This is a genomic window from Actinokineospora terrae (assembly GCF_900111175.1).
Lineage (GTDB): Bacteria > Actinomycetota > Actinomycetes > Mycobacteriales > Pseudonocardiaceae > Actinokineospora > Actinokineospora terrae.
Window position 1 is genome coordinate 69,480 of record NZ_FOGI01000017.1, and the last position, 25,638, is coordinate 95,117.

Consider the following 25,638-nt stretch of genomic DNA (forward strand, 5'->3'; position numbering starts at 1 on the left):
CCAGTTCGCGTCGGCGTGGGTTACTTGGGTTCGTAGGCCAGGTTGGGGCGCAGCCAGCGCTCCACTTCGGACAACGCGGTGCCGGTGCGCTTGGCGTAGTCGGCGACCTGGTCCTTGCCGATGCGGCCGACCGTGAAGTACCGCGAGTCGGGGTGGGCGAAGATCAGGCCGCTGACCGCGGCCGCGGGGGTCATGGCGAAGGACTCGGTGAGGCCGATGCCCAGTTCCTCGGCTCCCAGCAGGTCGAACAGCGGCTTCTTGAGCGTGTGGTCCGGGCTGGCCGGGTAGCCGAGCGCCGGGCGGATGCCGCGGAAGCGCTCGGCGTGCAGGTCCTCCAGCAGGGGCTCCGCGTCGGGTTCGAACCACTCGCGGCGGGCCAGCAGGTGGATCCACTCGGCGAAGGACTCGGCGAGGCGGTCGGCGAGGGCCTTGACCATGATGGCCTTGTAGTCGTCGTTGTCGGCCTCGTACTCGTGGGCCAACTCTTGCGCGCCGTGCACCGACACCGCGAAGCCGCCCAGGTAGTCGTCGGCCGGGGCCACGTAGTCGGACAGGCAGCGGTTCGCGCGGTTCTCCGGCTTCTGCGTCTGCTGGCGCAGCATCGGGAACGTCTTGTCGGCCACCACCAGGTCGTCGCCCTCGCTGTGGGCGGGCCAGAAGCCGTACACGCCCTTGAACACGAACCGGTGGCCGATCTCGTCGAGCATCGCCTGCGCGTCGTCGAACAGCTCGCGGGCCACCGGCTGGTCCAGGATCGCCGGGTACTTGCCCTTGAGCTCCCAGGCCAGGAACAGGAACTGCCAGTCGACCATCGCCCGCAGCTCGGCCAGCGTCGGGCTGACCTCCCGCACGCCGGTGAACGACGGCGTCGGCAGGTCCGAGAAGTCGACCTGCTCCCGGTTCAACCGGGCCGCGCCGATCTCCAGCAGCGGCTTGGCGTGCCGGTTCTCGTGCTGCTCGCGCAGCGTCGCCTGCTCGGCACGGTTGTTGCTGTCGAGCACGTCCGCGCGCGAGGTGTCCATCAGGTCGGCGACCACCCCGACCACGCGGGACGCGTCGAGCACGTGCACCGTGCTGCCGTCGTAGGCGGGCGCGATCCGCACCGCCGTGTGCTGGCGGGAGGTGGTGGCGCCGCCGATGAGCACCGGCAGCTTCAGCCCGCGCCGCTGCATCTCGCCCGCGACCGTCACCATCTCGTCGAGCGACGGGGTGATCAGCCCGGAGAGCCCGACCACGTCGGCGCCCTCGGCGACCGCGGTGTCCAGGATGACCGACGCGGGCACCATCACCCCCAGGTCGATCACCTCGTAGTTGTTGCAGCCCAGCACCACGCCGACGATGTTCTTGCCGATGTCGTGCACGTCGCCCTTGACCGTGGCGAGCACGACCTTGCCCTGGCCGCGGCTGGTGTCGATGCGGCCCTCCAGCCGGGCCTTCTCCTTCTCCGCCTCCATGTACGGCTCCAGGTAGGCCACCGAGCGCTTCATCACCCGCGCGCTCTTGACCACCTGCGGCAGGAACATCTTGCCCGAGCCGAACAGGTCGCCGACGATCTTCATGCCGTCCATCAGCGGGCCCTCGATCACCTCCAGCGGCCGCGCCATCTGCGCGCGCGCCTCCTCGGTGTCGGCCTCGATGAAGTCGACGATCCCGTGCACCAGCGCGTGCGAGAGCCGCTTGGCCACCGGCGCCTCGCGCCAGGCCAGGTCCACCACGCGCTTGGTCTTGGAGCCCTTGACCGTCTCGGCGAACTCCACCAGCCGGTCGGTGGCGTCCTCGCGGCGGTCGAACAGCACGTCCTCGACCAGTTCCAGCAGGTCCTTCGGGATGTCCTCGTAGACCACCAGCTGACCGGCGTTGACGATGCCCATGTCCAGCCCGGCGCGCACCGCGTGCAGCAGGAACGCCGAGTGCATGGCCTCGCGCACGGTGTCGTTGCCGCGGAAGGAGAACGACAGGTTCGAGATGCCACCGGAGGTCCGCGCGCCCGGGCAGCGCTGCTTGATCAGCGGCAGCGCGTCGATGAACGCCTTGGCGTAGCCGTTGTGCTCGGTGATGCCGGTCGCCACCGCCAGCACGTTCGGGTCGAAGACGATGTCCTCGGCCGGAAAGCCCAGCTCCTGGGTGAGCAGGTCGTAGGCGCGGCCGCAGATGCTGACCTTGCGCTCGGTGGTGTCGGCCTGGCCCTTCTCGTCGAAGGCCATCACCACCACCCCGGCGCCGTAGTCGCGGATCTTGCGCGCCTGCTCCAGGAAGGTCTCCTCGCCCTCCTTGAGGCTGATCGAGTTGACCACCCCCTTGCCCTGCACGCACTTGAGCCCGGCCTCCAGCACGCTCCACCGCGAGCTGTCGACCATCACCGGGATCCTGGCCACCTCGGGCTCGGTGGCGATCAGGTTGAGGAAGGTGGTCATCGCCTCGACGCTGTCGAGCAGGTCGGCGTCCATGTTCACGTCGAGCAGGTTCGCCCCGCCGCGCACCTGCTCAAGCGCCACGTCCACCGCGGCCTGGTGGTTGTCGCCCTCGATGAGCCTGCGGAACTTCGCCGAGCCGGTGACGTTGGTGCGCTCGCCGATCATCACAAACCCGGTGTCGGCGCCGATCGCGAACGGCTCCAACCCGCTGTAGCGGCTCGCCTTCTCGACCTCCGGCACCACCCGCGGCGCCAGGCCCTTGACCGCCTCGGCGATCTTGGCGATGTGCGCGGGCGTGGTGCCGCAGCAGCCGCCGACGATGTTGACCATGCCGTCGGCGACGAACCCGGCGAGCAGCCCGCTGGTCTGCTCCGGGGTCTCGTCGTAGCCGCCGAAGGAGTTGGGCAGGCCCGCGTTCGGGTGGCTGGCGGTGTAGGTGCCCGCCAGCCGCGACAGCTCCGCCACGTGCGGGCGCATCTGCTCGGCGCCCAGCGCGCAGTTCACCCCGACGACCATCGGCTCGGCGTGCTCGATGGAGCGCCAGAACGCCTCCACCGTCTGCCCGGACAGGGTGCGCCCGGACAGGTCGACGATGGTCACCGAGATCCACAGCGGCAGCTCCGGCGCCACCTCGCGGGCCGCGGCGATGGCGGCCTTGCAGTTGAGCGTGTCGAAGATCGTCTCGATCAGCAGCAGGTCGACCCCGCCCTCGACCAGCGCGCCGATCTGGTTGGCGTAGGTGGCCTTGACCTGGTCGAAGGTCACCTTGCGGTACGCCGGTTCGTCGACCCTGGGCGACAGCGACAGGGTCACGTTCAGCGGGCCGACCGAGCCGGCCACGAACCGGTCGCCGTCGAACTCGTCGGCGGCCTGGCGGGCCAGCTGCGCGCCGCGCAGGTTCATCTCCGCCGCGTAGTCCTCCAGGCCGTAGTCGGCCTGGGCGATCGTGGTGGCGGTGAAGGTGTTGGTGGTGGTGATGTCCGCGCCCGCGGCCAGGTACTGCCGGTGCACGTCGAGGATGAGGTCCGGCCGGGTCAGGTTGAGCAGGTCCGGGTCACCGGCGACATCGCGCGGGTGGTCGGTGAACCGGTCGCCCTGGTAGTCCGCGTCGGTGAGCGAGGCGCCCTGCAGCATGGTCCCCCACGCGCCGTCGAGCACCGCGACGCGTCGGCTGAGCAGTTCCCGCAGCCGCTGGATCCGAGCCTGATCGGTCACGCGCACACCTCCGGTATCCGGAGGCGCCCTTGTTGCTGGTTGGCTCCCGAACCGGGGGAGCCGGAGCCGAGCGTGGCGGGCTGGGACACCCCCTGGCCCGTTGCAGCGCCTCTCGGCCTCGGTGCTCAACACTACCGGACCGGGCACGCCAGGACCGCACGTCCCGGCGCGCGAGCCACCCGTTCGGTGGGTCCCGGCCCCGCACACCGCGGCGTGCCCGTGCGAGCCGCGCGACCCCGGGGACCGTTGCGGCGCAGCTGTTTCCGCCGGTTGCGCCGCCTACGCGCCTCGTGCCCAACCCGTCGCGGCCCCGGCGCCACCCGCGGTCGATCGGCAGGTTCCGGACCCGTCCACCATATGAGAAGCCCCTCCCGGGCAACCCGTGATCGCGGGAGACCATCATTGGGGGATCACGAGGGGGTGGCGGTGGCCGAGCGGACCTACCGGGCGTTGCTGGTGACCAACGGGGCGTTCCCGGACGACCCGGGTGGGCTCGCGCCGCTGCTCGGACCCGCGCGGGACGCCGAACTGATGCGGTCGGCGCTGACCGACCCCCGCACGGGCCTGCACCTGCCCGCCGACGTGCGGGTGGTCGCCGACGCCGACCAGCGCGGTGTCCTGGTCGCCCTGGACGAGTTCTTCGACGGCGCCGCCCGCGACGACCAACTGCTCCTCTACTACAGCGGCCACGGCAAGCTCGACGCCCACGGCAACCTCCACCTGGCCGCCCGCGACACCCGCGCCGACCGGATCATGTCCACCGGGGTCGCGGCCAGGGCCGTCGTGGAGATGATGGCCGCGTCCCGGGCCAGGGCGAAGGTGGTCCTGCTCGACTGCTGCCACTCCGGCGGCTTCAAGTCCGCCCCCGACCTGCCCCGCCACCTGGGCGGACGCGGGGTGTTCGTGCTGGCGAGCAGCCTGTCGGTGCAGCTCACCCGCGACGCCGAGCAGCCGGGGGAGCCGAGCCCGTTCACCCGGTACGCCGCCGAGTGCCTCGCCGCGGGGCACCCGGCTACCGGCGGGTACGTCACCGTCGACGACCTGTACCGGCACATCGCCGACCGCATGGCCGACGCCCGCCTGTCCACCCCGCAACGCCGCTTCGACGACGCCGTGGACACCGTCGCCCTCGCCCGCACCCCGACCGCGGGCACTGACCACGCGTTGTCCCCCGAGGCCGCCCTGACGGTCGCGGAACGCGTGATCGCGGAGGCACCCGACGCGCGCGCGGCCATCCGGGCGGTCAGCGCCCACCTCGACACGGCGGCGGCGGACCCGGCGCTGGCCGAGAAGGTGATGCTGACCTACTGCCTGCTCTACGAGGCCGCCGACGAACCCGAGATCGCCCAGGCCTACCTGCGCAAGGCGGAGGCGCTCAGAGCCAGTCCTTCCGCTTGAACATGGCGTAGAGCCACACCCCCACCACCACGATCACCACGCTCGACACCCAGAACCCCCACGGCTCCCCGTTCCCCGGGTAGGGCACGTTCTGCCCGTAGAACCCGGTGATCGCCGTGGGCACCGCGATGATCGCCGCCCAGCCGGTGACCTTCTTCATCACCAGGTTGAGCCGGTTGCCCTGGATGGTCAGCTGGGTCTCGCGCAGCGCGATGACGTGGTCGCGCAACGACTCCGCCCACTCGCTCGCGTGCACGACGTGGTCGCGGATGTCGCCGTAGTACGGGTCGAGCTCCTCGTCGACCAGCCCGTCGACCCTGCTCAGGCCGGTCATGATCTCGCGCATCGGCAGCACGGCCCTGCGCAGCCGCGACAGGCTCCTGCGCAGCCGCACCGTCTCGCGTTGCAGTTGCCGCACGTCGGGGCTGTCCTCGAAGACGACGCCCTCCAGCTCCTCGATCCGGTCGTCGATGGCGGACACGGCGCCCAGGTGGCCGTCGACGACCACGTCGAGCAGCGCGTGCAGCAGCACCCCGACCCGGTCGCACGGCACCACCGAGTCGTCCCAGCGGCGGGTGACCCGGGACATGTCGAACCCGTCGTGCACCGTCACCAGCGCCCGGTCGGTGACGAAGACCGACAGCTCGCAGGTCGTCAGCGTGCCGTCGTCGGCGACGGTCGTGCCGTACACCGCGAGGAACTGGTGCGTGCGGTACTGGTCCAGCTTGGGCCGCTGGTGCCGCTGCTCGGCGTCCTCCACCGCCAGCTGGTGCAGGCCGAGCTCGGCGCCGACCGCGGCGAGGTCCGCCGAGTCGTGGTGGTCGATGTCGACCCAGACGATCGTGTCGCCGCCCGCCAGCCGCTCGCCGAGCCCGTCGACCGGGAAGTCCTGTTCGGACAGGGCGGCGCCCCGGTAGGCGCGGGTGGTGCTCACCCGGTCCGCCGCAGCAGCGCCGCGTAGAGGGTCAGCCCCGGTCCGAACGCCATGGCCACCACCAGTTCTCCCGGCCGCACGGCCGACTCCCGCAGCGCGGCGATCTCGCGCAGCACCAGCACCACCGTCGCCGACGAGCAGTTCCCGTGCTCGGCCAGCACCGCCCGAGACGGTGCCACGGCCGACTCCGGCAGCCCCAACTCGGTCCGCACCGTGTCCAGGATCCGCGGCCCACCCGGGTGCACCGCCCAGCCAGCCACCGAGTCCACGTCGGCGCCGTGCCGGGCCAGCATCTTCTCCACCACCGGCCGGACCGCGCCAGCCAGCGCGTCGGGCACCCGCGCGGACAGTCCCATCCGGAACCCGAGGTCGGTGATCCGCCAGGTCATCAGCGCCTGGCTGTCGGTGTCGGTGTGCGCGGCGATGTCGAGCAGCTCCCAGCCCGGGGCCGGGTCGATGGCGCTACCGGGCTCGACGACCACCGCGGCGGCGGCGTCGCTGAACAGCGCGTGCGCCACGACCTGCTCCGGGTCGCTCGCGGGCGGCTGGACGTGCAGCGACGTCAGCTCGACGCACACCAGTGCGGCGGGCAGCCCGCGCGCGGTCGCGAAGTCGGACACCGTGCCCAGGCCGGGGATGGCCGCGTAGCAGCCCATGTGCCCGACCAGCAGCCGCTGGGTGTCCGCCGCGAGCCCCAGCCGCTCGGCGAGCGCGATGTCGAGCCCGGGGGTGCTGTAGCCGGTGCACGACACGACCACCAGCAGCCCGAGGTCGGCGGGGGAGCGGCCTGCGGCGGCCAGCGCGTCGGCGAGCGCGGTGGTCGCCAGTTCCGGCGCCTGTTCGGCGAACCGGTCCATCCGCCGCCCCGTCGACCACCCGGAGACGTCCTCGGCGAACGGGTCGACGACGGTGTGCCTGGTGCGCACCCCCGAGCCCGCGAAGATCCGCCGCGCCACCCCGCCACCGCCGGTGTGCTCGCGGAAGTACCCGTCCCACAACGCTTCCTGCGCCACGGGCGGCGGTGTCGCCACCCCGATCCCGGTGATCCCGGCCATCAGCCCTCCCTCGTTCCCGTCCCCTGGAACAGGACCGCGGTCGTCGGCACCCGGACCATCCGCACCCCGGCCCGCGCGCCGACCGCCCAGCCGAGCAGGTCCAGCACCGCGGGCCGGATACCCCGCAGCGCCAACCGCACACCGTGGCGCGCGCATTCGTCGACCAGCACCTTCCGGTCTACCAGAAGTCCCGGTTCGTGGACGCCGCGCGGCACCCCCGGCAGCCGCTCCGCGACGGTGATCGCGAGGAACCGGCTCAACGCGGTGTTGGCGAGCGTGTCGATCACCAGCAGCCCTCCAGGACGCAACAAACGACAGGCCTGCTCTACCGCGCGAGGTAGGTCCGGCACGTGCTCTAGGACCTCGCCCGCTACTACGACATCCGCGCACCCCGGTCGCAGCGGGACGTTCAGGACATCGCCTCGGATAGCCGTCACGCCGTGCGCGGCCGCTAGCCGTGGGCCTTGCTGAGAGAGATCGACGCCTATATGGCGGTAGCCCTTACCGCTGACGTGTGGCGCGAGGAGCCCACCGCCGCACCCCAGGTCCACCAGCACCGCCCCTGGCCTGCGCGCGGTAGGGATCAGTCGGGCACGGGCGTGTGCGAGCCAGTGCAGCGCGGCGAACGCCCCGCGCGGTCGCCACCACTCGGCGGCGAGATCGTCGTAGAGGGCGGTCACGGTCTGAGGCTTACACACGGGTAGCCGCCCTGCTCGACAGGTCGGCCCTGCTGGACGGATTGGCGCTGCGTAGCGTTGGTCCGGTGATCCCCCTGCTGCGCGCCGCCCACCCGGAACCCGCCGTCGCGGTGACCCTCGCCGCGACCGGACTCGCGATCGGGCTCGGGCAGACCCTGTGGGGCGCGGTCGCCGTCGCGGCGGCGGTGTTCACCGGGCAACTGTCGGTCGGGTGGCTCAACGACCTGGTGGACGCCGAGCGGGACGCGCGAGTCGGTAGGGCAGACAAGCCTGTCGCCGCCGGGACGGTGTCGAGGTCGTTGGTGCGAAACCTGGTCCTTATCAGCGCCACGGCTGCTGTCGGACTGTCGTTCTTATCCGGACCTGTCGCCGGGGCAGCGCACGTCGTCGCGCTCTTGTCAGCATGGGCGTACGACCTCCGGTTGAAGGCGACACCCTTCTCTCTCGTTCCCTACGCCGTGTCATTCGGACTGTTGACCGCGTTCGTCACTCTTGGCCTACCGTCGCCGTATTGGCCACCTTGGTGGCTTGTGGCGACCGCGTCCCTTCTGGGCAGCGCCGCGCACTTCGCGAACGTCCTCCCGGATCTTGCCGACGACCGCCGCACCGGAGTGGTGGGACTACCGCACCGGATCGGACCCACGGGCTCACGGGTGGCAGCGGCACTGTTAGTCCTAGCCGCGTCCGCCACCCTGGTGGCGGGACTACCCACCGTGCTGGGCTTCCTCGCGCTCGGCGCCGCCGTGATCGTCACCGGCGTGGGTCTCGCGCTCGGTCGACGACCGGGCTCCCGCGCCACCTTCCACGCGATGCTCGTCGTCGCGGTCCTCGACGCGGCGGTCCTGGTCGCAGGCTAGGCGCCCAGCCGGGTGACGCGCCCGAATTCACCCGATCGACGCAGGTGTCGCCGATCGCGGGGGTCGGCGGCAGCGCAGCGTGTCCACCCCCGCCGCTCCGCGGGGTCCCGGCGCCCCCGATGGGGCTGACCAGCGGTTATGTCGACCCGGGGTGGGGCCAGGTTCAGCTATGTGCTTGCGCCAACACCCATGTGGCAGGACTGGTCACCACCCCCGCGCGCTGCTAGCTCTTGGGACAGCCCGAGTACCTCGCTCACCCGACCAGAAAGGGCGCCCCCCTGATGAGGATCCCCGCGACGCGCGCCGTCGTGATCGCCACCGCATTGGCCCTGCTCCCCGTCCCCGCCGCCGCCGACCCGGTCACCGACCTCGACCGGCTGGCGGGCCAACTGGCCGCCGCCGCCACCGCCACCCAGGTCGACCAGGTCCTGGACACGCTGCCGCCGGTGCTCGACGACCTGGGCGAGGTCACCGAGAGCCAGGACGCGCTGCACGTGCTCGCCAACACCCAGGCCTTCGTCCGCACCGCGGGGGACCTGCCGATCGCCGTGGTGACCGCGCTGCTGCCCGGGCTGCTCAACCTGCTGGCCGCGCTGATCGGGCAGCTGCGCCCCCCGCAGCTCCCGCTGATCCCCCTGCCGTTCCCGTTCCCCCAACTCCCGCTGCCGCACCCGTGACCGGCCTGCCATGACCACGACCCCGATGACCACGACCCCGATGACCGGGATGGCCATGAGCGCCGCCTGAGACCGCGAGCCACCCTGCCGCGCCCTGACCCCGTGCGGCCGGGTGGCCACCCCGGGCCCGCGACCCCGATGCTCCCGGTCGCACCGCGGGCCCGCGGCCCCGCTCCTGGCCCCCCGGCCCGGGAGCGGGGCCTTTTACGCGCCCACCGGCCGATCGCCGGGCGGTGTCGGTGCCGCCGGGTACCGTGACGTGCCCGCCCAGGTCCGACCCACCGGAGAGCACCCATGAGGATCCACCTGTCCAGCGTCTACGTCGACGACCAGGACAAGGCCCTGCGCTTCTACACCGAGGTGCTCGGCTTCGCGAAGAAGGTCGAGGTGCCGCTCGGCGAGGACCGCTGGCTGACCGTGGTGTCCCCGCAGGACCCGGACGGCACCCAGCTGCTGCTCGAACCCGACCGGCACCCGGCCGCCAAGGCGTTCAAGGCGTCGCTGTACGCCGACGGCATCCCGCTCACCGCGTTCCAGGTGGACGACGTCCACGCCGAGTTCGCCCGGCTCCAGGGCCTCGGCGTGCGGTTCACCCAGGCGCCCCAGGACTTCGGCCCGGTCAGCACCGCCGTGCTCGACGACACCTGCGGCAACCTGGTCCAGCTCGCCCAGCACCACTAGGCACCAGGCACCGCGGGCGACTAGCGGCGGCGTGGCCAGGTCGCCTTGCGCAGCGCGGCGTAGAACTCCTTGGTGGCGGGCTCGATCTGGCCGAGGTACTCGCGCAGCAGCTCCGGCCGCCCGGCCGGGTCCGGCGCGGGCCGTGGCGTGGTGGTCAGCCACTTCAGCTCGCCCACGGTGGCCACGACCTGCCGCCACCAGCCGTTGATCTCTCCGGTGACCTGCGCCTGCGCCTCGGCGGCCGCCTTCACCCGGTCGTCGGCGGCGTGGATCTCGGCCACCAGCTCCACCGCGCGCCTGCGCTCGTGCTCGGAGTGCGCGCGGGCGGCGTGGTGCGCGGTCTCCAGCAGCTCCTTGTACCTGGCCACCGGGTCGACGGGATCTCCGGTCACGACGTGGCCTCCAGCGCGCTCGCGGTGTCGAAGGGGATCAGCACGTCGGGGCGGCTGTGCGTGGTGCGGTCGAAGAACACGGCCCGGTTCGGCCGCGGCGACCAGTCCACCAGCTGCCCGGCCGCGAGCTGGTTGAGCTCGCTGCCCTGCACGTCCAGGGCGACCCAGGCGCTGACGTCGTCGTTGCCGCCGAAGCCCAGGGTGTCCTTGAGCCGCGCCACACCCCGCCACCAGCCGAAGGTGTGCACGCCGTTCGCGGGCCCGTGCTTGAGCATCAGCCGGAACGCGTCCAACCCGCTGCGGGGCGCCCCGGGTTCCTTGTGCTCCAACCACTGCGTGGCCGCGTCGACCGCCCAGAAGAACACGAACCGCTTGCCCGCGCCCTCTTCGTGCACCGCCCGCACGACGTCCTCGTTGAGCAGCAGCCGCACCGCGTGCCCCATGCGGTGCAGCGCCTCGGCGACCGCGGTGACGTTGCCCTCCAACGACTTCACCGGGCACAGCAGGACGAACTCGACCGAGTTGGGCTCGGTGGCCCGACCCAGCGACAGCGCGGCGCCTGCCATCACCGACAGCGCGTCGTCCTGCGCGGTGCCCAGCACCGCCAGGTTCCGGCCCGGCACCGGCTCCAGCCGCAGCACCGCCGCCCGGTCCTCGACGTCGATGATCTGCCCCAGCAGCGGCGCCTGACCGGCCAGGTACCCGGCGGCGGTCGCCAACGCGGGCTGGTGCGCGCCGTCGAACAACCGGGGCGCGACCGACGGGGTCTCCCGCCACAGCCGCCGCTGCAGCTCGTCGAAGGTGCCGCGGCTCGACGAGTCCGGCACGTGCGCGACCTCGTTGCCGTGCGGCACACCGGAATCGTGGTTGATCACGGTGTGCCAGCGCGGCAGCGTGTTCGCCGCCAGGTTGTCCTGCGAGAGCACCCGCTTCGCCTTGGGCATCGCGATGCGCAGCGTGCACTGGTCGTACACCGCGGGCTTGCCCCAGAACGCCTCGATGCCCGCGATGTCCTGGCTGGCCAGCACCAGGTGGATGCCCTGGGAGCGGCCCCGCCGCGCCACGTCCTCCAGCAGCGCCGCCGCCTGCTGGGTGATCTGGTCGCGGCCGGAGAACAGCGCCTGGAACTCGTCGATCACCGCCACCACCCGCGGCCACCTGGCCTCCGGCTCGGCGTCGCGCAGCTCGGCCAGCTTGGTGACCTCCTGCCGCTTCGCCGCCTCCGCGCGCCTGGCCAGCTCCCGCGCCAGGTACCGCAGCAGCGCCAACCCGAACTCGCGGTCGGTGTTGACGTTCACCCCGACCAGCCGCGCCTGCGGCAGCCAACTCGGGTCCTTCGTGCCCGGCGTCAGCCCGGCGAAGGACACGCCTTCCTTGAAGTCCAACAGGTACAGCTCGAGCTCGTCCGGCGAGTACCGCGCCGCGAGCCCGCCCAGCATCGCGTAGAGCAGGTTCGTCTTGCCCGACCCGCTCGGCCCGGCCACCAGCGCGTGCGGGGTCGCGTCGCCCAGCACCAGCTCGATCGGGTCGCCCTCGTCGAACCCGATGACCGTGCGCAACTCCTCGCGGGAGCTGTCGCGGCCGAGCGCGCGGGGCAGCAGGTCGTGGAACGAGCGCGGTTTCCCGCGGCGCACCACCATGTCGTCGCGGATCGCCGCCGCCGCCCGGCTGGCCACCGAGGGCGACACCGGCGGGTCGGCCCGCACCACGACGCCGGAGCCGGTCATGCTGGAGGTGGCGATCTCGGCGTCGGTGAAGGTGACCGTCTCCAGTGGACTGCTCGCCGACACCGGCATGTCCACCAGGATCAGGTGCACGCCCGCGTCCGGCCCGGTGCGCGCGATCCGGTTGAGCTCCCGGTACTGCTCCTCGTCGAGCCGCTCGCCGTTGCCGAACAGCACCGCCACCCGCCACGGCTCCACCCGCCGCCCCGCCGCCCGGCAGGCGTCCTTGAGCGTGGTCCGCCCGGCGCGCAGCGCGTTCGCGTGGACCTTGCGGATGTGCCCGGCCAGCAGCGCCAGCAGGTCGTCGAGCCGGGTCGGGTCGTGCACCACCAGCAGCCCGGCCGCGGTCAGCGGGTGCAGGTTGGGCAGCGGGCCGGTGAGGTGCCCGATGTCCCACAGGTGCAGCCGGACCAGCCCGGGGGTGAACGTGCTGATCATCCGCAGCAGCACCGTTTCCACGATGCTGTCCACCGCGGCCCTGGTCCCGCGCGCGGAGTTCAGCCGCAGGTGGGCGTGTTCGAGCAGCGGTACCGCCAGCGGGAACCCGTCCTCCGGGGACTCGTGCTCCACGTGCGCGGTGCCGATCCGCCACAGCCGCGGCGCGCTGACCCCCAGGTCGGTGCCCAGCGTCCCCAGCCAGTCCTGCCACGGCTGCCCGGACGGGCCGGGGGTCTCCGCCTCGACCAGCGCGCGCACCGCGCCCTGCCCCTCACGGCGCCACTGGGCGTAGCTGTCGTCGCGCTCCCGGGTGATCCGCGCCCACACCGGCGCCAGGTCCGGGTCGGCCACCTGCTCGGCGACCTCGCGGTCGCGGCTCGCCCTGGCCAGGCCGAGGCGCTGCACCGAGCGCTCGAACTCCAACTGCCGCTTGAGCAGCGCCGCCCGCTCGTGCGCGCCCGCGGCGGCCCCGAGGGCCAGGCCCAGCACCGAACGCAACCGCGCCAGCGCGTTCTCGGCGCGTTGCCTGCGTTCCCGCTTACCCAGCATCCAGGGGCCCCATCAGCTCGTCGCGCCGGTGCTCGCGGCCCGGTCTTCTTGTCGTGCCAGGTGTGTCAGTGGTTCGGGGGACCACGGCGGTGCCCGGTGTCGTCCCCGGCGATCATCGCGCACGCACTGCCGCGCGGCGCGGCACGCGCGGTCCGCTCAGCGTCCGCCCAGGTAGCCCTCGGCGGCGGCGATGCTCGCGTAGAGCGTGTCCCGCGCCTCGGCCAGCGACCGGCCCGCCTCGGCGAGCAGGCTCTGCGACCGGGCCAGCTCGGCCGGTTCGCGCCCGGAACTGGCGGTCGCCAGCGCCCCGCGCGCCTCGTCGAGCTCCAGGCTCGCCTGCGCGATCGCGGCGATCCCCGACCGCGCCTTCTCCGTGGCCACCGCGACCCAGGAACGCATCTCCTCCACGCCCGCCATACCCGCCAAGGCTAGTGCGGATGATCTCCGTCGGCCGAACCGGGTTCGGCTCGCTACTCCGATCGTGTCCGCCGAGGTGGGGGCGGCGGTCATGGCCATCCGGGATCCGTTCCCGCTGATCACGACCGGTTTACCGGTGGTTCACCGCGGCGTCGGGCTGGGCCGGTCGCCGCGTGCTCCGAGGACCACCCGGTTGGCGCAGGGCGGGGGAGGTGCCGCCAACCGGTGGCCCCTTCCTCTTTCGCGCGCGCAAGGGGTACCGTCGCTGGACCGCCGGTCGTGCGGTGGGGATGCGGAGGGACCCGTGGAGCTGGAGATCCGGCACCTGCGCGCGCTTGCCGCCATCGACGAGACCGGCAGCCTCACCCAGGCCGCCCGCCGCCTGGGCATGTCCCAGCCCGCCCTGTCCGGCCTGCTGCAACGCATCGAGCGCAACATCGGCGGCAGGCTCTTCTTCCGCGCCGAGTACGGCTGCCTGCCCACCCCGCTGGGCGCCGAGGTCCTGACCGAGGCCAGGATCGTGCTCGGCGGCATGTCCGCCATCGCCGACCGGGTGGGGGAGTGGGCCCGGCGCGGCCTGCCGTCGGACCCGCTGCGCGTCGGCGGCTACTGCGGGTTCCTGCACGTGGAGATCAGCCGCTGGCTGCGCGACCAGCCGTGGTGCTCGGGGGTGAGCCTGCAGGAGGACTTCGACGAGCGCATCAGCATCGACAAGGTCGCCATCGGTGCCCTCGACCTCGCGCTGGTCTACCGCGCCCCCCTCTCCGGCCTCGCCCAGCCGCCGACCGTCCGCAGCGTCGTCGTGCACCCCGAGGAGCCGGTCTTCCTGGCCCTCGCCCACGACCACCCCCTCGCCGCCCTGCCCGCCATCACCCTCGCCGACATGGCCGAGCACCCCTGGGTCGACGAACCCCCCGGCACCACTCGCTGGGGCGCCTACGTCGCGCAGGTCTGCCGCGACCACGGCGTGGTGCTCGACCAGCCCCACAGCACCCAGTGCCTGGCCACGCTGCTCGAACTCGTGCACGCCAAGCTGGCCATCGGCCCCGCACTGGCCAGCAGCCGCGACCGGCCCGGCTCGGTGGTCATCCGCCCCATCGTCGACCACCCCCTGCACCAGGAGCTCCGGCTCTTCTACCGCCCCGGCACCGTGGTCGCCGCCCACATCGAGGAGATCCACCACCAGGTCCACACGACCTTCCACACCCGACAGGGCTGCAACCCGGCCTACGACGAGTGGTGGCTCGACCGCGGCCGCTCCCTGGCGCTCACCGGCTGAGCCGGTCCCGGGTCAGAGGTTCCGGTACGGCTTGCTGAGGAACCCGACCGAGAAGGCCGCCGACACACCCAGTCCGGCGACGATGATCACGACGTGCGGGTCGACCGCGCCCAGGGCGGTCCCGGCGAGCAACGCCGAGGCGGGGTAGGCGAGACCGGCGCAGGTGACCAGCAGGCTCATGACCCGGCCCAGTGCTCGGGCGGGCACTGCCCGCTGGAGCAGCGTCATGTAGAAGACGTTCACCGTGCCCTGCAAGGACGCGGCGGTGAACATCGCCGCGGTCGCCACCACCAGCGACGAGCCCACGGGGATGCCCGTCATGGCGAGTCCCTCGGCGATGCCGAGGCAGAGCGCGATCAGCCCGCGGCGGCGCAGGCGGAGCAACACCGGACCCAGCAGTGCTCCGACGACCGAGCCGACACCGAGGCCCGCCATCATGACCCCGAACCCGAGGGCGCCGCGGCCGAGCGTGTCCTGGGCGAAGACCGGCAGCGCGACCTCGATCAGGCCGACAGCGGCGAGGTTGAACACGAGCGTGGTCAGCAGGGTCATCCGCACCAGGGGAGAGCTGACGGCGTACCGCAGCACCGATCGCCACGTCCGCAGTCGGTCGCCGTCCTCGTCCTCGTGCCGCGCGGAGGTCTTCTCCACCGCGTGCTTGGCCGGGCGGATCGCCAGCAGGGTCAGGCTGGACACCAGGAAGGTGATCGCGTCGATCAGCAGCCCCACACTGCTCTTGAGCGATCCGACGAGCGTGCCGCCCAGCGCGGGCCCGGCGATCCTCGACGTGCTCTGCGTGACCTGGATCAGGGAGTTGCCCGCCGCGAGCGACTCGGGTCCCACGATCTGCGGCAGCGCGGCGAACGAGGCGGGCATGAAGATCCCGCCGAGGATCCCGAACGGGACGGCGACCGCGACCATGGCCCACAGGGGGATGTGACCACCCGCGGCGAGCAGGGCGAAACCGAGCACGACGAGGGCGCGCAGCGCGTCCGCGACGAGCATCACCGGCCGGGCGCCCAGCCGGTCGGCCAGCGCGCCGCCGACCGGGAAGAAGGCCAGCCTGGCCGCCCCGTAGCAGGCCAGCACCACACCGAGGTTCGCCGGACCGCCACCCTGGTTGAGCATGACGAACGGCAGCGTGACCAGGTAGATGCCGTCGCCGAACTGGGAGAGCACCTGGCCGACGAGGTACAGCGCGAAGCGCCGTTCCCGCAGCGGGGCCAGCAAGCGCACGGCTGGCTCTTCTGCGATCACGGCCGCCTCCGCATCACGGTGTGGGGTTGTTGTCACGTAAGCCTCCCCCTTGGTGCGGCGAGATGTCGGAGCGGAGGCGGCATCCGCTCACCAGGTGACGGGCAGTGTGTGGACGCCGTAGAGGAGCGCGCCCTCCTTGAACGACAGCTCCTCGACACCGGCGGCGAGCCGGAGGCCGGGAACCCGGGCGAACAGGGTGCTGAACACGACCTCGAGTTCGACCCGGGCCAGGTTCTGCGCGATGCACCGGTGGATGCCGTGGCCGAAGGCCAGCTGCTGCGGCCCGTCGCGGTCGAAGTCGAGTTTCTCCGGCTGGGCGAACACGCTGTCGTCCCAGTTGGCCGCGGCGGTGGACACGACAACGGCGTCGCCCTTCTTGACCGTCATGTCGCCGACCTCGATGTCGGCCAGCGCCACGCGCAGCCCACTCGGGTCGGTGATGCTGGTGTGGCGCAGGATCTCCTCCACCGCGGCCGGGGTGCGGGCCGGGTCGGCCAGGATCGCGGCGAGCTGCTCGGGGTTCTCCAGCAGCAGCACGGTGCCGAGTGAGATCACGTTGGCCGTGGTCTCGTGCCCGGCGCTCAGCAGCGCCAGGCACAACGCGGCGATGTCCTCTTGCCGCAGGACGCGCGCGTCCCGGTTCTTGGCGATCATCCGGCCGATCAGGTGGTCGCCGGGGACGGCGCCCGGCTGCTCGGCCTCCTTCACCCTCGCCGCCACCAGGTCGCCGAGGTAGTCCCGGAGCGTGGCGTCGGCCTGGTAGCGCTCGTCCGAGGTGCTGTCCCGCCTGGCCATGACCTCGCTGGTCGAGTCGAAGATCTCGCGGTCGTGGTAGGGGACGCCGATCACCTCGCAGATGACCTGCGAGGTGACCGGGCGGCCGAGGGCCCGCACCAGGTCGGTCGGCCGGTCGCCGTCCAGCATCGCCGTGATGTGCTCGTCCACGATCTCCTGCACCCGGGGCCGCAGGCGCTGCGTGCGCTTGTGGGTGAACTCGGGGATCACCATCCGGGTCAGCACGGTGTGCTCCGGCGGGTCCAGGCTCATCAGCGACGCGTTGACGTCCTCCACCAGCTTCCGGGACAACGGCAGGTAGAACGGGAAGTTGGGGTGCAGCCTGTTCGTGCTGACGTCGCGGTTGCCGAGGAAGCGGCGGACGTGCTCGTAGCGCGTGATCAGCCAGGCGGTCCGCCCGCTGGGCAGGGTGATCCGCGCCAGCGGCGCCCCGGCGCGCAGCTCGGCGTACTCCTCCGGCGGGCGCATCGGGCACGACCGCGGCATGGGGTACGGGCGCGGCCCCGGTGTCACTGACCCGCGCCGGGGAGGGTGCCGGGAACCGCGCAGGACGGGTCCTGCGAGAGCTCCCGCAGCTGGCGGTACCCCATGCCGCAGCAGTCGCCCGTGATGTCCTCGTCGAGCGCGTCGGCCGGGTGCGCGACGTCGATGGGCTCGACCCGGGACAGGTCGATGGGGTCGACCTCGTCGTCTATCCACATCAGACCGCCGTCGCAGATCAGGTCCAGGTGCGCGTAGGCCGCGTAGGCAACGCGGGAGAAGCTCTGGTTGTGCTGCCCGAAACCCAGGTGGAGACCGCACCGGCGTTCGTTGATGTGCGAGTTGGTGGTGATGTACTCGTCGATGCCGTGATTCGTGCCGAGCCCGAACTCGCCGACATAGCGGCCGTTCGGGCTGTCCAGGCAGAGCCGGAACATCTCCTGGAGCTGGGCGTTGTCGCAGGTGAGGTCCCGGGCCTTTCCGGCCTCGATCTCGACCCGGACCGGGTTGTCGGCCAGTTTCGCGTTCAGGTCGCTGATGATGTTGGCGTTGTACGCGCCGTCGGCGACCAGGACCCCCTCGACGGAGACCGGGTAGGTGGCGATCTCCCCCGCGGGCAGGATGGTGAAACCCCCGGGGCGCCACACACCCCGGTTGCTGATCCACTGGTATTTCTCGCTGTCGAGTTCGACGGTGATGTCGGTTCCGCTCGCCGTCGTCACGCGCACCCGCCTGGCCTTGTCGATCCGGTGCAGCAACGTGGCGTTGAGCGACGACAGCTCCACGGGACTGACGTTGAGCGCCTTGGTGAAGAAATCGGCGGACGCGCTGATGATCCGCAGGATCATGGCCTTGTCCTGCCCGTAGTGGCGCAGGATGGGCGCGAACACCTCGAAGTGCGACATCGTGTCGCGCTCCAGGGTGATGATGACCAACCGGCCCGGCAGCGCCGACCGATCCGGCAGCACCTCGGCGAGCCGACCGGCGAAGCTCTCGTCGGTCAGCGGGAGCATGGGCACGATGGCGGCGCTGACACCGCGGTGTTTGAGGCCGAGCGCGACCCAGGCGGCGGGCTCGCGGCTGTCGGGGGTGTAGGTGATCACGAAGGTGTCCGCACCCGTGATCACCACGAAGTCGTCCAGCAGCGCGTCGACACCCTCGAAGACACGCTCGTCGATCATCTGCGCGGTCATTGTCTCTCCCCAGAGATAGCGGATCAGAAGTGACTGTCCTCGCTCGAACAGTGGTGACTCCTCCGGCGTGACGCCGCAGGAGTCACCACTGTTTCGCGAGCAACCCGACCAGCGCCGTGATTCATCGTGGTGCTCCCGCGCGACAACCGCCGGTGTCGAGAACATGATTTCCGGATTCACCGGAACGCGCCCGAAAGCGCGGCGGTCGACGGTGCGCGAGCAGTTATCCCACAGGCGTCAGCCGAGGTTCGGTGCTCACCGGGTGTTGAGGTACCAGGCGATGATTCCGAATTCGGTCTTCTGCTCGCCCGCGTTCTGCTCGGGCGTGGGCTCGGACTCGGCCATGGCGGTGAGCAGGTCGTGCAGTTCCCCAGGATTGGGCATAACAAGTGCCTCCCTCGATACAACATCGATGATGTTCGGATGAGACAACTCGACCGTAGCAGGGCCACCTTCAGGATCCAAGGCCCCTGGCGCCGACTACCGGCATTTTCGCGGCGGGTGGAGGAAATTCGCCATGCTTTCCGAACTCACCATTTCGAGACCGCGCAAACCGGACTTTACCCACCAATAGTTATTGGGCGAACGGTCATGGAAAAACGCAGAACCCCGACGTGGTCGGGGTTCTGCGTGCGGTCGGTCGAGGAGCCGGTGGCGCTCCGCCCACCTACGACCGCGCGGTGATCTCGTCGTAGGTGGGGAAGTGGTGGGCGATGGAGTTGTCGAGGAAGTTGGCGACCCAGCCGTTGTCGTCGTGGAAGAAGCGGATGGAGACGTAGGCGGGGTTGGTGCCCATGTCGAACCAGTGCGTCGTGTTGGCGGGGACGCTGAGCAGGTCGCCCGCCTCGCAGAGGACGGCGTGGACCTTGCCGGCGATGTGCAGGTAGAAGATCCCGGAGCCGCGGGCGAAGAAGCGGTCCTCGTCGTCGTCGTGGGTGTGCTCCGACAGGAACTTGGCGCGGGCGGTGGCGGCGGTGGCGCGCCAGGCGTCGGTGTCCTCGGGGACCATGGTGACGGCGTCGACGAAGTGGTAGCCCTCGCGGGCGGAGACCTCGTCGACGTGGGTCTGGTAGGCCTTGATGACCTCGTCGGAGGTCGGCTCGGCGGGCAGGTCCACCAGCGGCCAGCGGGAGAAGCGCACGCCGAGAGCGCCGAGGGTCGACTCGATCTCGGCCTCGTCGCGGGTGTTCGTCAGGACGGTGCCCGGGTCGTCGTCGGCCCAGATGGTCAGTTGGGTCATGGGTCTCACCCTTCCGCGATGGCGGTCGTGAACCGCAGCAGCCACTCCAGGCACTCGGCGCGGTGCCTGGCCACGAGCAGGTCGTCCCCCCACACGTACACCCCGTGCCTGGCGACCACCAGTGCCGGGGTGGCCGGGTCGTACCCGGCCTCGAACGCGTCGCCGAGCACGGTCATGTCCTGGGAGTTCGGCACGACCGGGACGGTCACCAGGTCGTCGTGCGCGCGGCGGCCGAAGCCCTTGAGCATCTCCAGGTCGCGCAGCTCGATGCCGCCCGGCCAGCGCTCCGCCGCGACTACGGGGGCCAGCATGTGCAGGTGCACGACTGCACCGGCGCCCGCGACCGACGCGATCCGCGCGTGCAGCCCGGCCTCCGCGGACGGCCGCAGTCGCTGACCGGGCAACGCTTCCCCGGTGCCATCGATCTCGACCACGTCGTGCGCGGTCAGCTCACCCTTGTCCAAACCGCTCGCGGTTACCGCAAGACGCAGCGGATCACGGCCCAGCGTCACTGAGAGATTGCCGGAGGTGCCGCGCATCCAGCCCATGGCGGTGTAGCGGGCGGACTCGGCGGCCAGCGCCTGACCGGCGGTGACCAGGTCAGGCATCGGGCACGATCCGGAAGTCGTCGAACGACTTCGCGACGCGGTGGTCACCGAAGTCCGCGTCCGCGTAGGGCTCACCGGCACGCGCCAGTCCTACCGTCTGCCACCCGGCCTCAGCGGCGGCGTCGAGCTCAGCGGGAACGTCCGACAGGAACACGATCCGTGGCGGGGTAGGTCCACCGATGCCCTCGGCGATGGCGGCGTAAGAGGCCGCTTCGCGCTTGGGGCCTGCGTTCACGGTGTCGAAGTGGTGGCGGAAGAGGGTCGTCAGGTCGCCCTCGGTCGTAGTGGAGAACGACGCGATCTGGCCCGCGACCGACCCAGACGAGAACACGGCCAGCTTCAGGCCCGCCTCGTCCCACCCGCGCAGCGCGGGGACGACGTCCGGGAAGTACTCCGAGACCAGGTCGCGGCGCGCGTAGCCGTCCTGCCAGATGAGCCCCTGCAGCTCCTTGAGCGGCGCGGCCTTGCGGTCGGCGGCCATCCACCCGTGCAGCACCGCCACCACCGCGGCCGTGTCGGCGTCGGCGGGCAACCCGGCCTCGGCCTTGACCCGCGCGACCGCGGCGACGACCACCGGGTCGGTCGGGTGCGCGTCGATCCACGGGCCGAGCCGGGGCCGCGCGTAGTCGTAGAGCACCACGTGGACGCCCGCGGTCGGCATCAGGGTGCCCTCGATGTCGAGCACTACCCACTGGGCGGACAGGGTGTCGGTCACGGTGCCTCTCTCTGGACTGGGTGTCGCGGTGGGACGAGCCACGATCTCAGTGGCAACGGTTTTCAGCCAACACGGTACTGACGCCGCTAGCGGTGGTAGTCGGCCACGGTGTCGGGGTCGAACGGGCCGCGGTCGGTGACGATCGTGGTGACGAACCGCGGCGGGGTGACGTCGAAGGCCGGGTAGTGCCCGCGCACCTTGTCGCTGGCGGTCCGCACGCCCAGGGTGTGCAAGACCTCGCTGCCGTCGCGGTACTCGATGGGGACGTCTGCGGCGGTGGGCGCGGCCTGGTCCGGCGCCTGGACCTGGGCGAGGAACGGCACCCCGAAGGCGTGCGCGGCGACGGCGAGGCCGAGGGTGCCGATCTTGTTGACCACGTGCCCGTCCATGGTGACCCGGTCGGCCGCGGTGAGCAGCACGTCGACCGCCCCGCTCTGCAGCACGGACGCGCCCATGCCGTCGGTGATCAGCGTGGTGTCGACGCCCATCTCGGCCAGGGTCTCGGCGGTCAGCCGCGCTCCTTGCAGGTACGGGCGGGTCTCGGTGCAGAAGAACGACACGTCCTTGCCCAGCCGACCGGCGGCGGCGACGGTCTCGATGAGGTACGCGTCCGCCCAGCAGTGCGTAAGAACGCGGGCACCGTCAGGGAGCAACTTGGCGCTGTACTCGCCTAGAGCCCGACTCTTGGCCCGGTAAGCCTCATCGCCCTTCACGGCTCCACGCGTGGCCGCGGCGACTAACTCCTCGCCGGTGATAGGACCGTCTACCTCCGCGAGGACCGCCGCTACGGCCTTGCGCAGGTGGTTGTTGGTCGCGCGGCTCGCGATAAGGCGCCCCCCGGCCCTGTCGAGCGCGGCGCGCGCGTCGGCGGGAGGTAGGTGCGCGGCGGCGCGGGCGGCTAGGACCATGCCGAACAGCGCGGCGAAGTACGGGCCGGACGACTGGGTGACCATGTCCTCGATCGCTACCGCTACCTCGTCGACCGTCGCGCAACGCACCCAGACGCGTTCGAACGGGAACCGGCGGCGGTCGAGGATGGCGACGGCGTCGTCCTCGAGGACGACGCTCTCGTCCAGGGTCGGGCGAGCCATCAGCTGTAGCCGTTCGGGGTCGGGTACTCACCGGTCAGCAGGTGCCTGCCGACCTCGGCGGCCTTGTAGACGGTCGGGTCGTGCAGGGTGAGCGTGCGGGCGTTGCGCCAGTAGCGGTCCATGCCGTGCCGGGCGCCGGTCGCGCGGGCACCGGTGAACTCGAAGAGCTTGCTGGTGATCTCCACGGCGAGCTCGGAGGTCACGACCTTGGCGTGCGAGATCCGGATGGACGTCTTGCCACGCTCGTCCGCTGTCAGCTCCAACCCGCGGGCATCGGCCTCGGCGAAAGCGGCTGCGGCAGCGTCAACGAGCAGGTCTGCGGCTTCGAGGCGGGAGAGCAGGCTGCCGTAACCGGCGAGCGCGTGCGGGTCGTCGACAGCGTGCTCGACGCCGGACGCGGGCCACGCGCGGGAAGTCTCACGGGTGTAGCGGGCGGCGTCGACCAGCGCGCCCCGGCCGATAGCTGCGAGCACGCGGCTGAGCACGAGCTGGAAGGCGAGCGGGGCGAGGGAGTCGCGCTGCGCCCGGGGGTCCGACTTGGCCGGTTGGGGGCCGAGGACGTCGTGCGCGGGGACGAACACGTCGGTGAACTCGACGCCGCCGCTGGCTGACAGGCGCTGCCCGAGGTTGTCCCAGTCGCCGAGGTACCGGATGCCCTGGGCCCGCGCGTCGAGGGTGAAGGTCAGCTTGCGGTCCCCGTGCGCGCCGCTGACCACCAGCCGGTCGGCGACGCTGGCGCCGGTGGCGAAGAACTTGCGCCCGTTGACCAGGAGCCCGCCGTCCACATCGGACAGCACGAGCGCGTCGTCCCTCGGGTTGGCGACCCCGGCCCAGAACAGCCTGCCCTCGGCGGTCGCACGGTCCAGCTCCTCGGTCAGGTCGGGGCGCGCGAACAGTCTGGTCCGCCAGACGTGCAGGTAGTGGTAGCCGAGCAGGTGCCCCACGGACGCGTCGGCGGCGGCGACCTCGGCCAGCACGGCGTGCGCGGTCGCCCAGTCCTCGCCGTGCCCACCGTGCGCGACGGGGATCAGCAGGGGCAGCAGGCCGCTCTCGCGCAACAGGGCCACCTCGACCAGCGGCTCGGCGCCCTTGCGCTCCCGCTCCACGGCGTCCGCGGCCAGCCTCCCGGCCACCCCGCGCGCCACCTCGACCCACCGCTGCCGCCCCATGACACCCCTCCGCTCTCCCCCGGGAGTATGCCGGTCCTCGGGAAGGCGACCGGCATGTGGGATCAGCGGCTCCGGTAGGCCCGCTCCACCCTGGCCACCCGCACCTCGAACGCGTCATACCACCGCTCCCGCCCCCTGGCCCTGGTCGCGGCGTGCTCCGGCTGCTCCCGCCACCGCGCGATCGCCGCCTCGTCCTCGAAGTAGCTCACCGTGATCCCGAGCCGGTCCTGCCCCCGCGCGGAGTCGACCCCGAGGAACCCGGGCGTCGCGGCGACGAGCTCGAGCATCCGGTCGGCGGCCTCGTGGTAACCCTCGTCGTCAGGACTGAGGACAGAGGAGAAGATCACCGCGTAGTAGGGCGGCTCGGGCGTGCTGGACAGCTCCATGAGGACAGTGAATCAGCGCCACCACACCCTGTCGCCCCGGTTCCGGCCGCGTGGCCTGACAGGTTGGCTTCGCGTCGCACGAGGTCCGGCGGCATCGGGTTCACCACCCGGAGTCGGAGAAGACGCGGCAAGGCGGGCCCCGGATTCGGAGCCCGCCCTTGCCGTGCGTGCCTGCCTACTGCTGGTACTTGAGCAGCAGCTGGATCTGACCCGACCGCGACTTCACGACCTTGTCCGCGAACGCCTTGACCGGGGCGCTGGCGCCGTCCTTGCCCTCGGTGAGGGCGAACTCGACCGCGTTGTGCTGGTGGGCGGTGAGCAGGGCGATGAACTGCTTCTCGAACTCGGAGTCCGGGAGCTTGGCCAGGTCGGCCAGGGCGGCGGCGTCGGTGACCGGCATGCCGCCGTGGTGGGCGTGGGCGTTGGGGTCGGGGTTGACGTCGGTGGACTGCGACCACTCGGTCAGCCACTTCTTCATCTGGTCGAGTTCCTGCTCCTGGGTCAGCCGGATGGCGGCGGTCAGGTTGCGCAGGTCCTCGCGGATCGGGCGCTTGTCCGCGAGGTGGACCAGCTCGATGCCGCGGTTGTGGTTCGCCATGGCCATCTGCAGGAACATCACGTCGGCCAGGTTGTAGTCGCCGACGGCCGGGGCCGCACCAGAAGCGGAGGCTGGAGCAGGGGCGGGCGCTGACGCCGACGCGGGGGTGGTGGGGGCCAGTTCGTGGCCCGCGTGCCCGGTGTGCGCGGCGTCGTGGCCCGAGCCGCTGCAGCCCGCGAGCAGGGCGAAGCAGGCGGCGAGGATCAGCGGACGTTTCACGGCGGTCTCCTCGGGAGACGGGGACCCGGCCCGGGCCCGCCGAGGCCCGGGCCGGGTGGCCATCAGTTCTTCGCCCAGAGAGCCGGGGTGCTGGAGGGCTCCCAGCCCGCGATCGCGGTGTGACCCTGCAGGCAGCGGTAAGAAGCACCGTTGTAGGTCACGGTCGCACCGGTGGCGTAGCTGGTGCCCGCGGCCCACGTGCCACTCTGCGGCGGAGTGGTCGTGGTGGTCGGCTGCGTGGTCGTCGTGGTCGGGCGGGTCGTGGTGGTGGTCGGCTGCGTGGTGGTGGTGGTCGGCTGGGTGGTCGTGGTCCCGCCGCCACCGCCGACCTGCAGGTCGACGCAGCTGTAGAAGGCCATCGCGGTGTCGGCGATGTTCCACACGGCCAGCAGCTTCACCCGGCCGGTCTTGCCGCCCAGGTTGACGGTGTGGCTCTTGGTGGCGCCCGGCTGCGCGCCGTTGTCGTTGAAGACAGCGACGCGCTCGCTGCCGATGAAGTACTCCCAGGTCGAGGTCGCGTGCCGGGCGGTGAGCGTCCAGGTGAAGTTCACCGAGTTGCCGACCGAGGCCGCGGGCCAGTTCTTCGAGTCGTCGTTGAGCTGCGCGAACTGGGAGAGCCCGCCGTTGCAGTTCTTCTGGCCCTTGGGGCCCTCGACGCTCTGCGGCTCGTAGATGACCGGGCCGCAGTTGCTGACCTTGCCCGCCGCGCAGTTGGCCTGGCGGCTGGGCGGGGTGCTGATGTACCCGTGCGCCGAGGCCGGGCTCGCGGGCAGGGCGACCATCAACAGCGGGGCGATCGTCGCCCCGGCCGCTGCGACGGCGAAATTGCGCTTGTGCTTCATAGTTGCGTGCTCCTCCACAGGAGTGGACGGCGTTTCCGCCGGTCGCCACGAAGCGACCGGCGCAGGGGTGGAAACGGGGAGCAGAGGGACGCCTGCCACCCGTCGGGCGTCGGCCGGACCCGGACGCCGGAGGGTTGGTGCTGGTCGAAGCGGTGGTGCGTCACAGCCCGGCACGCCGTCAATACGATGTAGCTGTGCTGTGGTCTAGACCATAAACGCGGGTCTGATCACCCGTCAAGACGAGGCCTACCGGCCAGGAGGCGGTAAATTCACACAACCGCCCCGATGTTTCAACCCCCGGTCAAGCGTCCGTACGG

The 25,638-nt window shown here is 71.6% G+C and carries 24 protein-coding genes; 5 read left to right on the forward strand and 19 right to left on the reverse strand.

The features are described from left to right. Positions 1–20: 20 nt before the first annotated feature. The gene (gene metH / locus BMY07_RS30840; protein WP_092786360.1) at positions 21–3,629 is read right to left on the reverse strand and encodes a methionine synthase; all 3,609 of its coding nucleotides are present in this window, start codon (positions 3,627–3,629) and stop codon (positions 21–23) included. A 426-nt stretch (positions 3,630–4,055) separates the two neighbouring features. On the opposite strand from metH, the gene BMY07_RS30845 reads away from it, so the two are divergent. Beyond that, the gene (locus tag BMY07_RS30845) at positions 4,056–5,027 is read left to right on the forward strand and encodes a caspase family protein (RefSeq protein ID WP_177215893.1); all 972 of its coding nucleotides are present in this window, start codon (positions 4,056–4,058) and stop codon (positions 5,025–5,027) included. Here BMY07_RS30845 and BMY07_RS30850 read toward each other — a convergent pair. From BMY07_RS30850 to BMY07_RS30860, 3 genes are read right to left on the reverse strand one after another with little or no spacing between them, the layout of a single operon-like run. Continuing rightward, entirely contained in the window at positions 5,005–5,961 is a 957-nt protein-coding gene (locus BMY07_RS30850; protein ID WP_092786364.1) for a magnesium transporter CorA family protein, read from the reverse strand. The genes BMY07_RS30845 and BMY07_RS30850 overlap by 23 nt on opposite strands. Further along, on the reverse strand, positions 5,958–7,016 hold the full coding sequence (locus BMY07_RS30855; RefSeq protein WP_092786367.1) for a type III polyketide synthase: 1,059 nt from the start codon (positions 7,014–7,016) through the stop codon (positions 5,958–5,960). The genes BMY07_RS30850 and BMY07_RS30855 overlap by 4 nt, the downstream gene beginning before the upstream one ends. After that, positions 7,016–7,696, reverse strand: coding sequence for a methyltransferase domain-containing protein (locus tag BMY07_RS30860; RefSeq protein ID WP_092786369.1), 681 nt, complete (start codon positions 7,694–7,696; stop codon positions 7,016–7,018). The genes BMY07_RS30855 and BMY07_RS30860 overlap by 1 nt, the downstream gene beginning before the upstream one ends. Before the next feature lie 83 nt (positions 7,697–7,779). Between BMY07_RS30860 and BMY07_RS30865 the strand changes: the two genes are divergently transcribed. From BMY07_RS30865 to BMY07_RS30875, 3 genes are all read left to right on the forward strand, one after another. After that, positions 7,780–8,571, forward strand: coding sequence for a UbiA family prenyltransferase (locus BMY07_RS30865; RefSeq protein WP_092786371.1), 792 nt, complete (start codon positions 7,780–7,782; stop codon positions 8,569–8,571). A gap of 281 nt (positions 8,572–8,852) precedes the next feature. Then, positions 8,853–9,248, forward strand: coding sequence for a hypothetical protein (locus BMY07_RS30870; protein WP_143073727.1), 396 nt, complete (start codon positions 8,853–8,855; stop codon positions 9,246–9,248). Positions 9,249–9,542: 294 nt separating this feature from the next. Then, a complete protein-coding gene (locus BMY07_RS30875; RefSeq protein WP_092786375.1) occupies positions 9,543–9,929 on the forward strand; it encodes a VOC family protein in 387 nt (128 codons plus the stop codon). A 20-nt stretch (positions 9,930–9,949) separates the two neighbouring features. Here the strand turns inward: BMY07_RS30875 and BMY07_RS30880 are convergent, their stop codons facing one another. The 3 genes from BMY07_RS30880 to BMY07_RS30890 form a co-directional block, all read right to left on the reverse strand. Next, positions 9,950–10,321 (reverse strand): hypothetical protein, encoded by a 372-nt coding sequence (locus BMY07_RS30880; RefSeq protein WP_092786377.1) that lies wholly within the window; start codon positions 10,319–10,321, stop codon positions 9,950–9,952. After that, the gene (locus BMY07_RS30885) at positions 10,318–13,032 is read right to left on the reverse strand and encodes an FtsK/SpoIIIE domain-containing protein (protein WP_092786379.1); all 2,715 of its coding nucleotides are present in this window, start codon (positions 13,030–13,032) and stop codon (positions 10,318–10,320) included. The genes BMY07_RS30880 and BMY07_RS30885 overlap by 4 nt, the downstream gene beginning before the upstream one ends. A 156-nt stretch (positions 13,033–13,188) precedes the next feature. Next, positions 13,189–13,449, reverse strand: a complete 261-nt coding sequence (locus BMY07_RS30890; RefSeq protein ID WP_092786381.1) for a hypothetical protein — start codon at positions 13,447–13,449, stop codon at positions 13,189–13,191. A gap of 304 nt (positions 13,450–13,753) precedes the next feature. On the opposite strand from BMY07_RS30890, the gene BMY07_RS30895 reads away from it, so the two are divergent. Beyond that, positions 13,754–14,728 carry a LysR family transcriptional regulator gene (locus BMY07_RS30895; protein ID WP_092786383.1) on the forward strand — a complete coding sequence of 325 codons (975 nt, stop codon included), beginning with the start codon at positions 13,754–13,756 and terminating at the stop codon, positions 14,726–14,728. Positions 14,729–14,740: 12 nt separating this feature from the next. Here BMY07_RS30895 and BMY07_RS30900 read toward each other — a convergent pair whose 3' ends face one another. From BMY07_RS30900 to BMY07_RS30950, 12 genes are all read right to left on the reverse strand, one after another. Next, the gene (locus tag BMY07_RS30900) at positions 14,741–15,985 is read right to left on the reverse strand and encodes an MFS transporter (RefSeq protein ID WP_177215894.1); all 1,245 of its coding nucleotides are present in this window, start codon (positions 15,983–15,985) and stop codon (positions 14,741–14,743) included. A gap of 87 nt (positions 15,986–16,072) precedes the next feature. Further along, positions 16,073–17,248 carry a cytochrome P450 gene (locus BMY07_RS30905; RefSeq protein ID WP_245782760.1) on the reverse strand — a complete coding sequence of 392 codons (1,176 nt, stop codon included), beginning with the start codon at positions 17,246–17,248 and terminating at the stop codon, positions 16,073–16,075. Between the two features lie 41 nt (positions 17,249–17,289). After that, positions 17,290–18,453: an aminopeptidase gene (locus BMY07_RS30910; protein WP_092786389.1), complete on the reverse strand. Its 1,164-nt coding sequence runs from the start codon at positions 18,451–18,453 to the stop codon at positions 17,290–17,292. Between the two features lie 255 nt (positions 18,454–18,708). After that, on the reverse strand, positions 18,709–18,837 hold the full coding sequence (locus tag BMY07_RS36000) for a hypothetical protein (protein WP_281245102.1): 129 nt from the start codon (positions 18,835–18,837) through the stop codon (positions 18,709–18,711). Positions 18,838–19,120: 283 nt separating this feature from the next. Continuing rightward, positions 19,121–19,693 carry a 1,2-dihydroxy-3-keto-5-methylthiopentene dioxygenase gene (locus tag BMY07_RS30915; protein ID WP_092786391.1) on the reverse strand — a complete coding sequence of 191 codons (573 nt, stop codon included), beginning with the start codon at positions 19,691–19,693 and terminating at the stop codon, positions 19,121–19,123. A gap of 5 nt (positions 19,694–19,698) precedes the next feature. Beyond that, entirely contained in the window at positions 19,699–20,301 is a 603-nt protein-coding gene (gene mtnB, locus BMY07_RS30920) for a methylthioribulose 1-phosphate dehydratase (protein ID WP_092786393.1), read from the reverse strand. Beyond that, positions 20,294–21,016 (reverse strand): acireductone synthase, encoded by a 723-nt coding sequence (gene mtnC / locus BMY07_RS30925; protein ID WP_092786395.1) that lies wholly within the window; start codon positions 21,014–21,016, stop codon positions 20,294–20,296. Before mtnC ends, mtnB begins: the two co-directional genes overlap by 8 nt. Positions 21,017–21,102: 86 nt before the next feature. Beyond that, positions 21,103–22,107: a s-methyl-5-thioribose-1-phosphate isomerase gene (locus BMY07_RS30930; protein WP_092786397.1), complete on the reverse strand. Its 1,005-nt coding sequence runs from the start codon at positions 22,105–22,107 to the stop codon at positions 21,103–21,105. Then, a complete protein-coding gene (locus BMY07_RS30935) occupies positions 22,107–23,276 on the reverse strand; it encodes an acyl-CoA dehydrogenase family protein (RefSeq protein WP_092786399.1) in 1,170 nt (389 codons plus the stop codon). The genes BMY07_RS30930 and BMY07_RS30935 overlap by 1 nt, the downstream gene beginning before the upstream one ends. A 62-nt stretch (positions 23,277–23,338) precedes the next feature. After that, positions 23,339–23,662, reverse strand: coding sequence for an antibiotic biosynthesis monooxygenase family protein (locus BMY07_RS30940; protein ID WP_092786401.1), 324 nt, complete (start codon positions 23,660–23,662; stop codon positions 23,339–23,341). A 175-nt stretch (positions 23,663–23,837) separates the two neighbouring features. Continuing rightward, positions 23,838–24,479 carry a DUF305 domain-containing protein gene (locus BMY07_RS30945; protein WP_177215895.1) on the reverse strand — a complete coding sequence of 214 codons (642 nt, stop codon included), beginning with the start codon at positions 24,477–24,479 and terminating at the stop codon, positions 23,838–23,840. 62 nt (positions 24,480–24,541) lie between these two features. After that, a complete protein-coding gene (locus BMY07_RS30950; protein WP_092786405.1) occupies positions 24,542–25,321 on the reverse strand; it encodes a lytic polysaccharide monooxygenase in 780 nt (259 codons plus the stop codon). Positions 25,322–25,638: the final 317 nt, after the last annotated feature.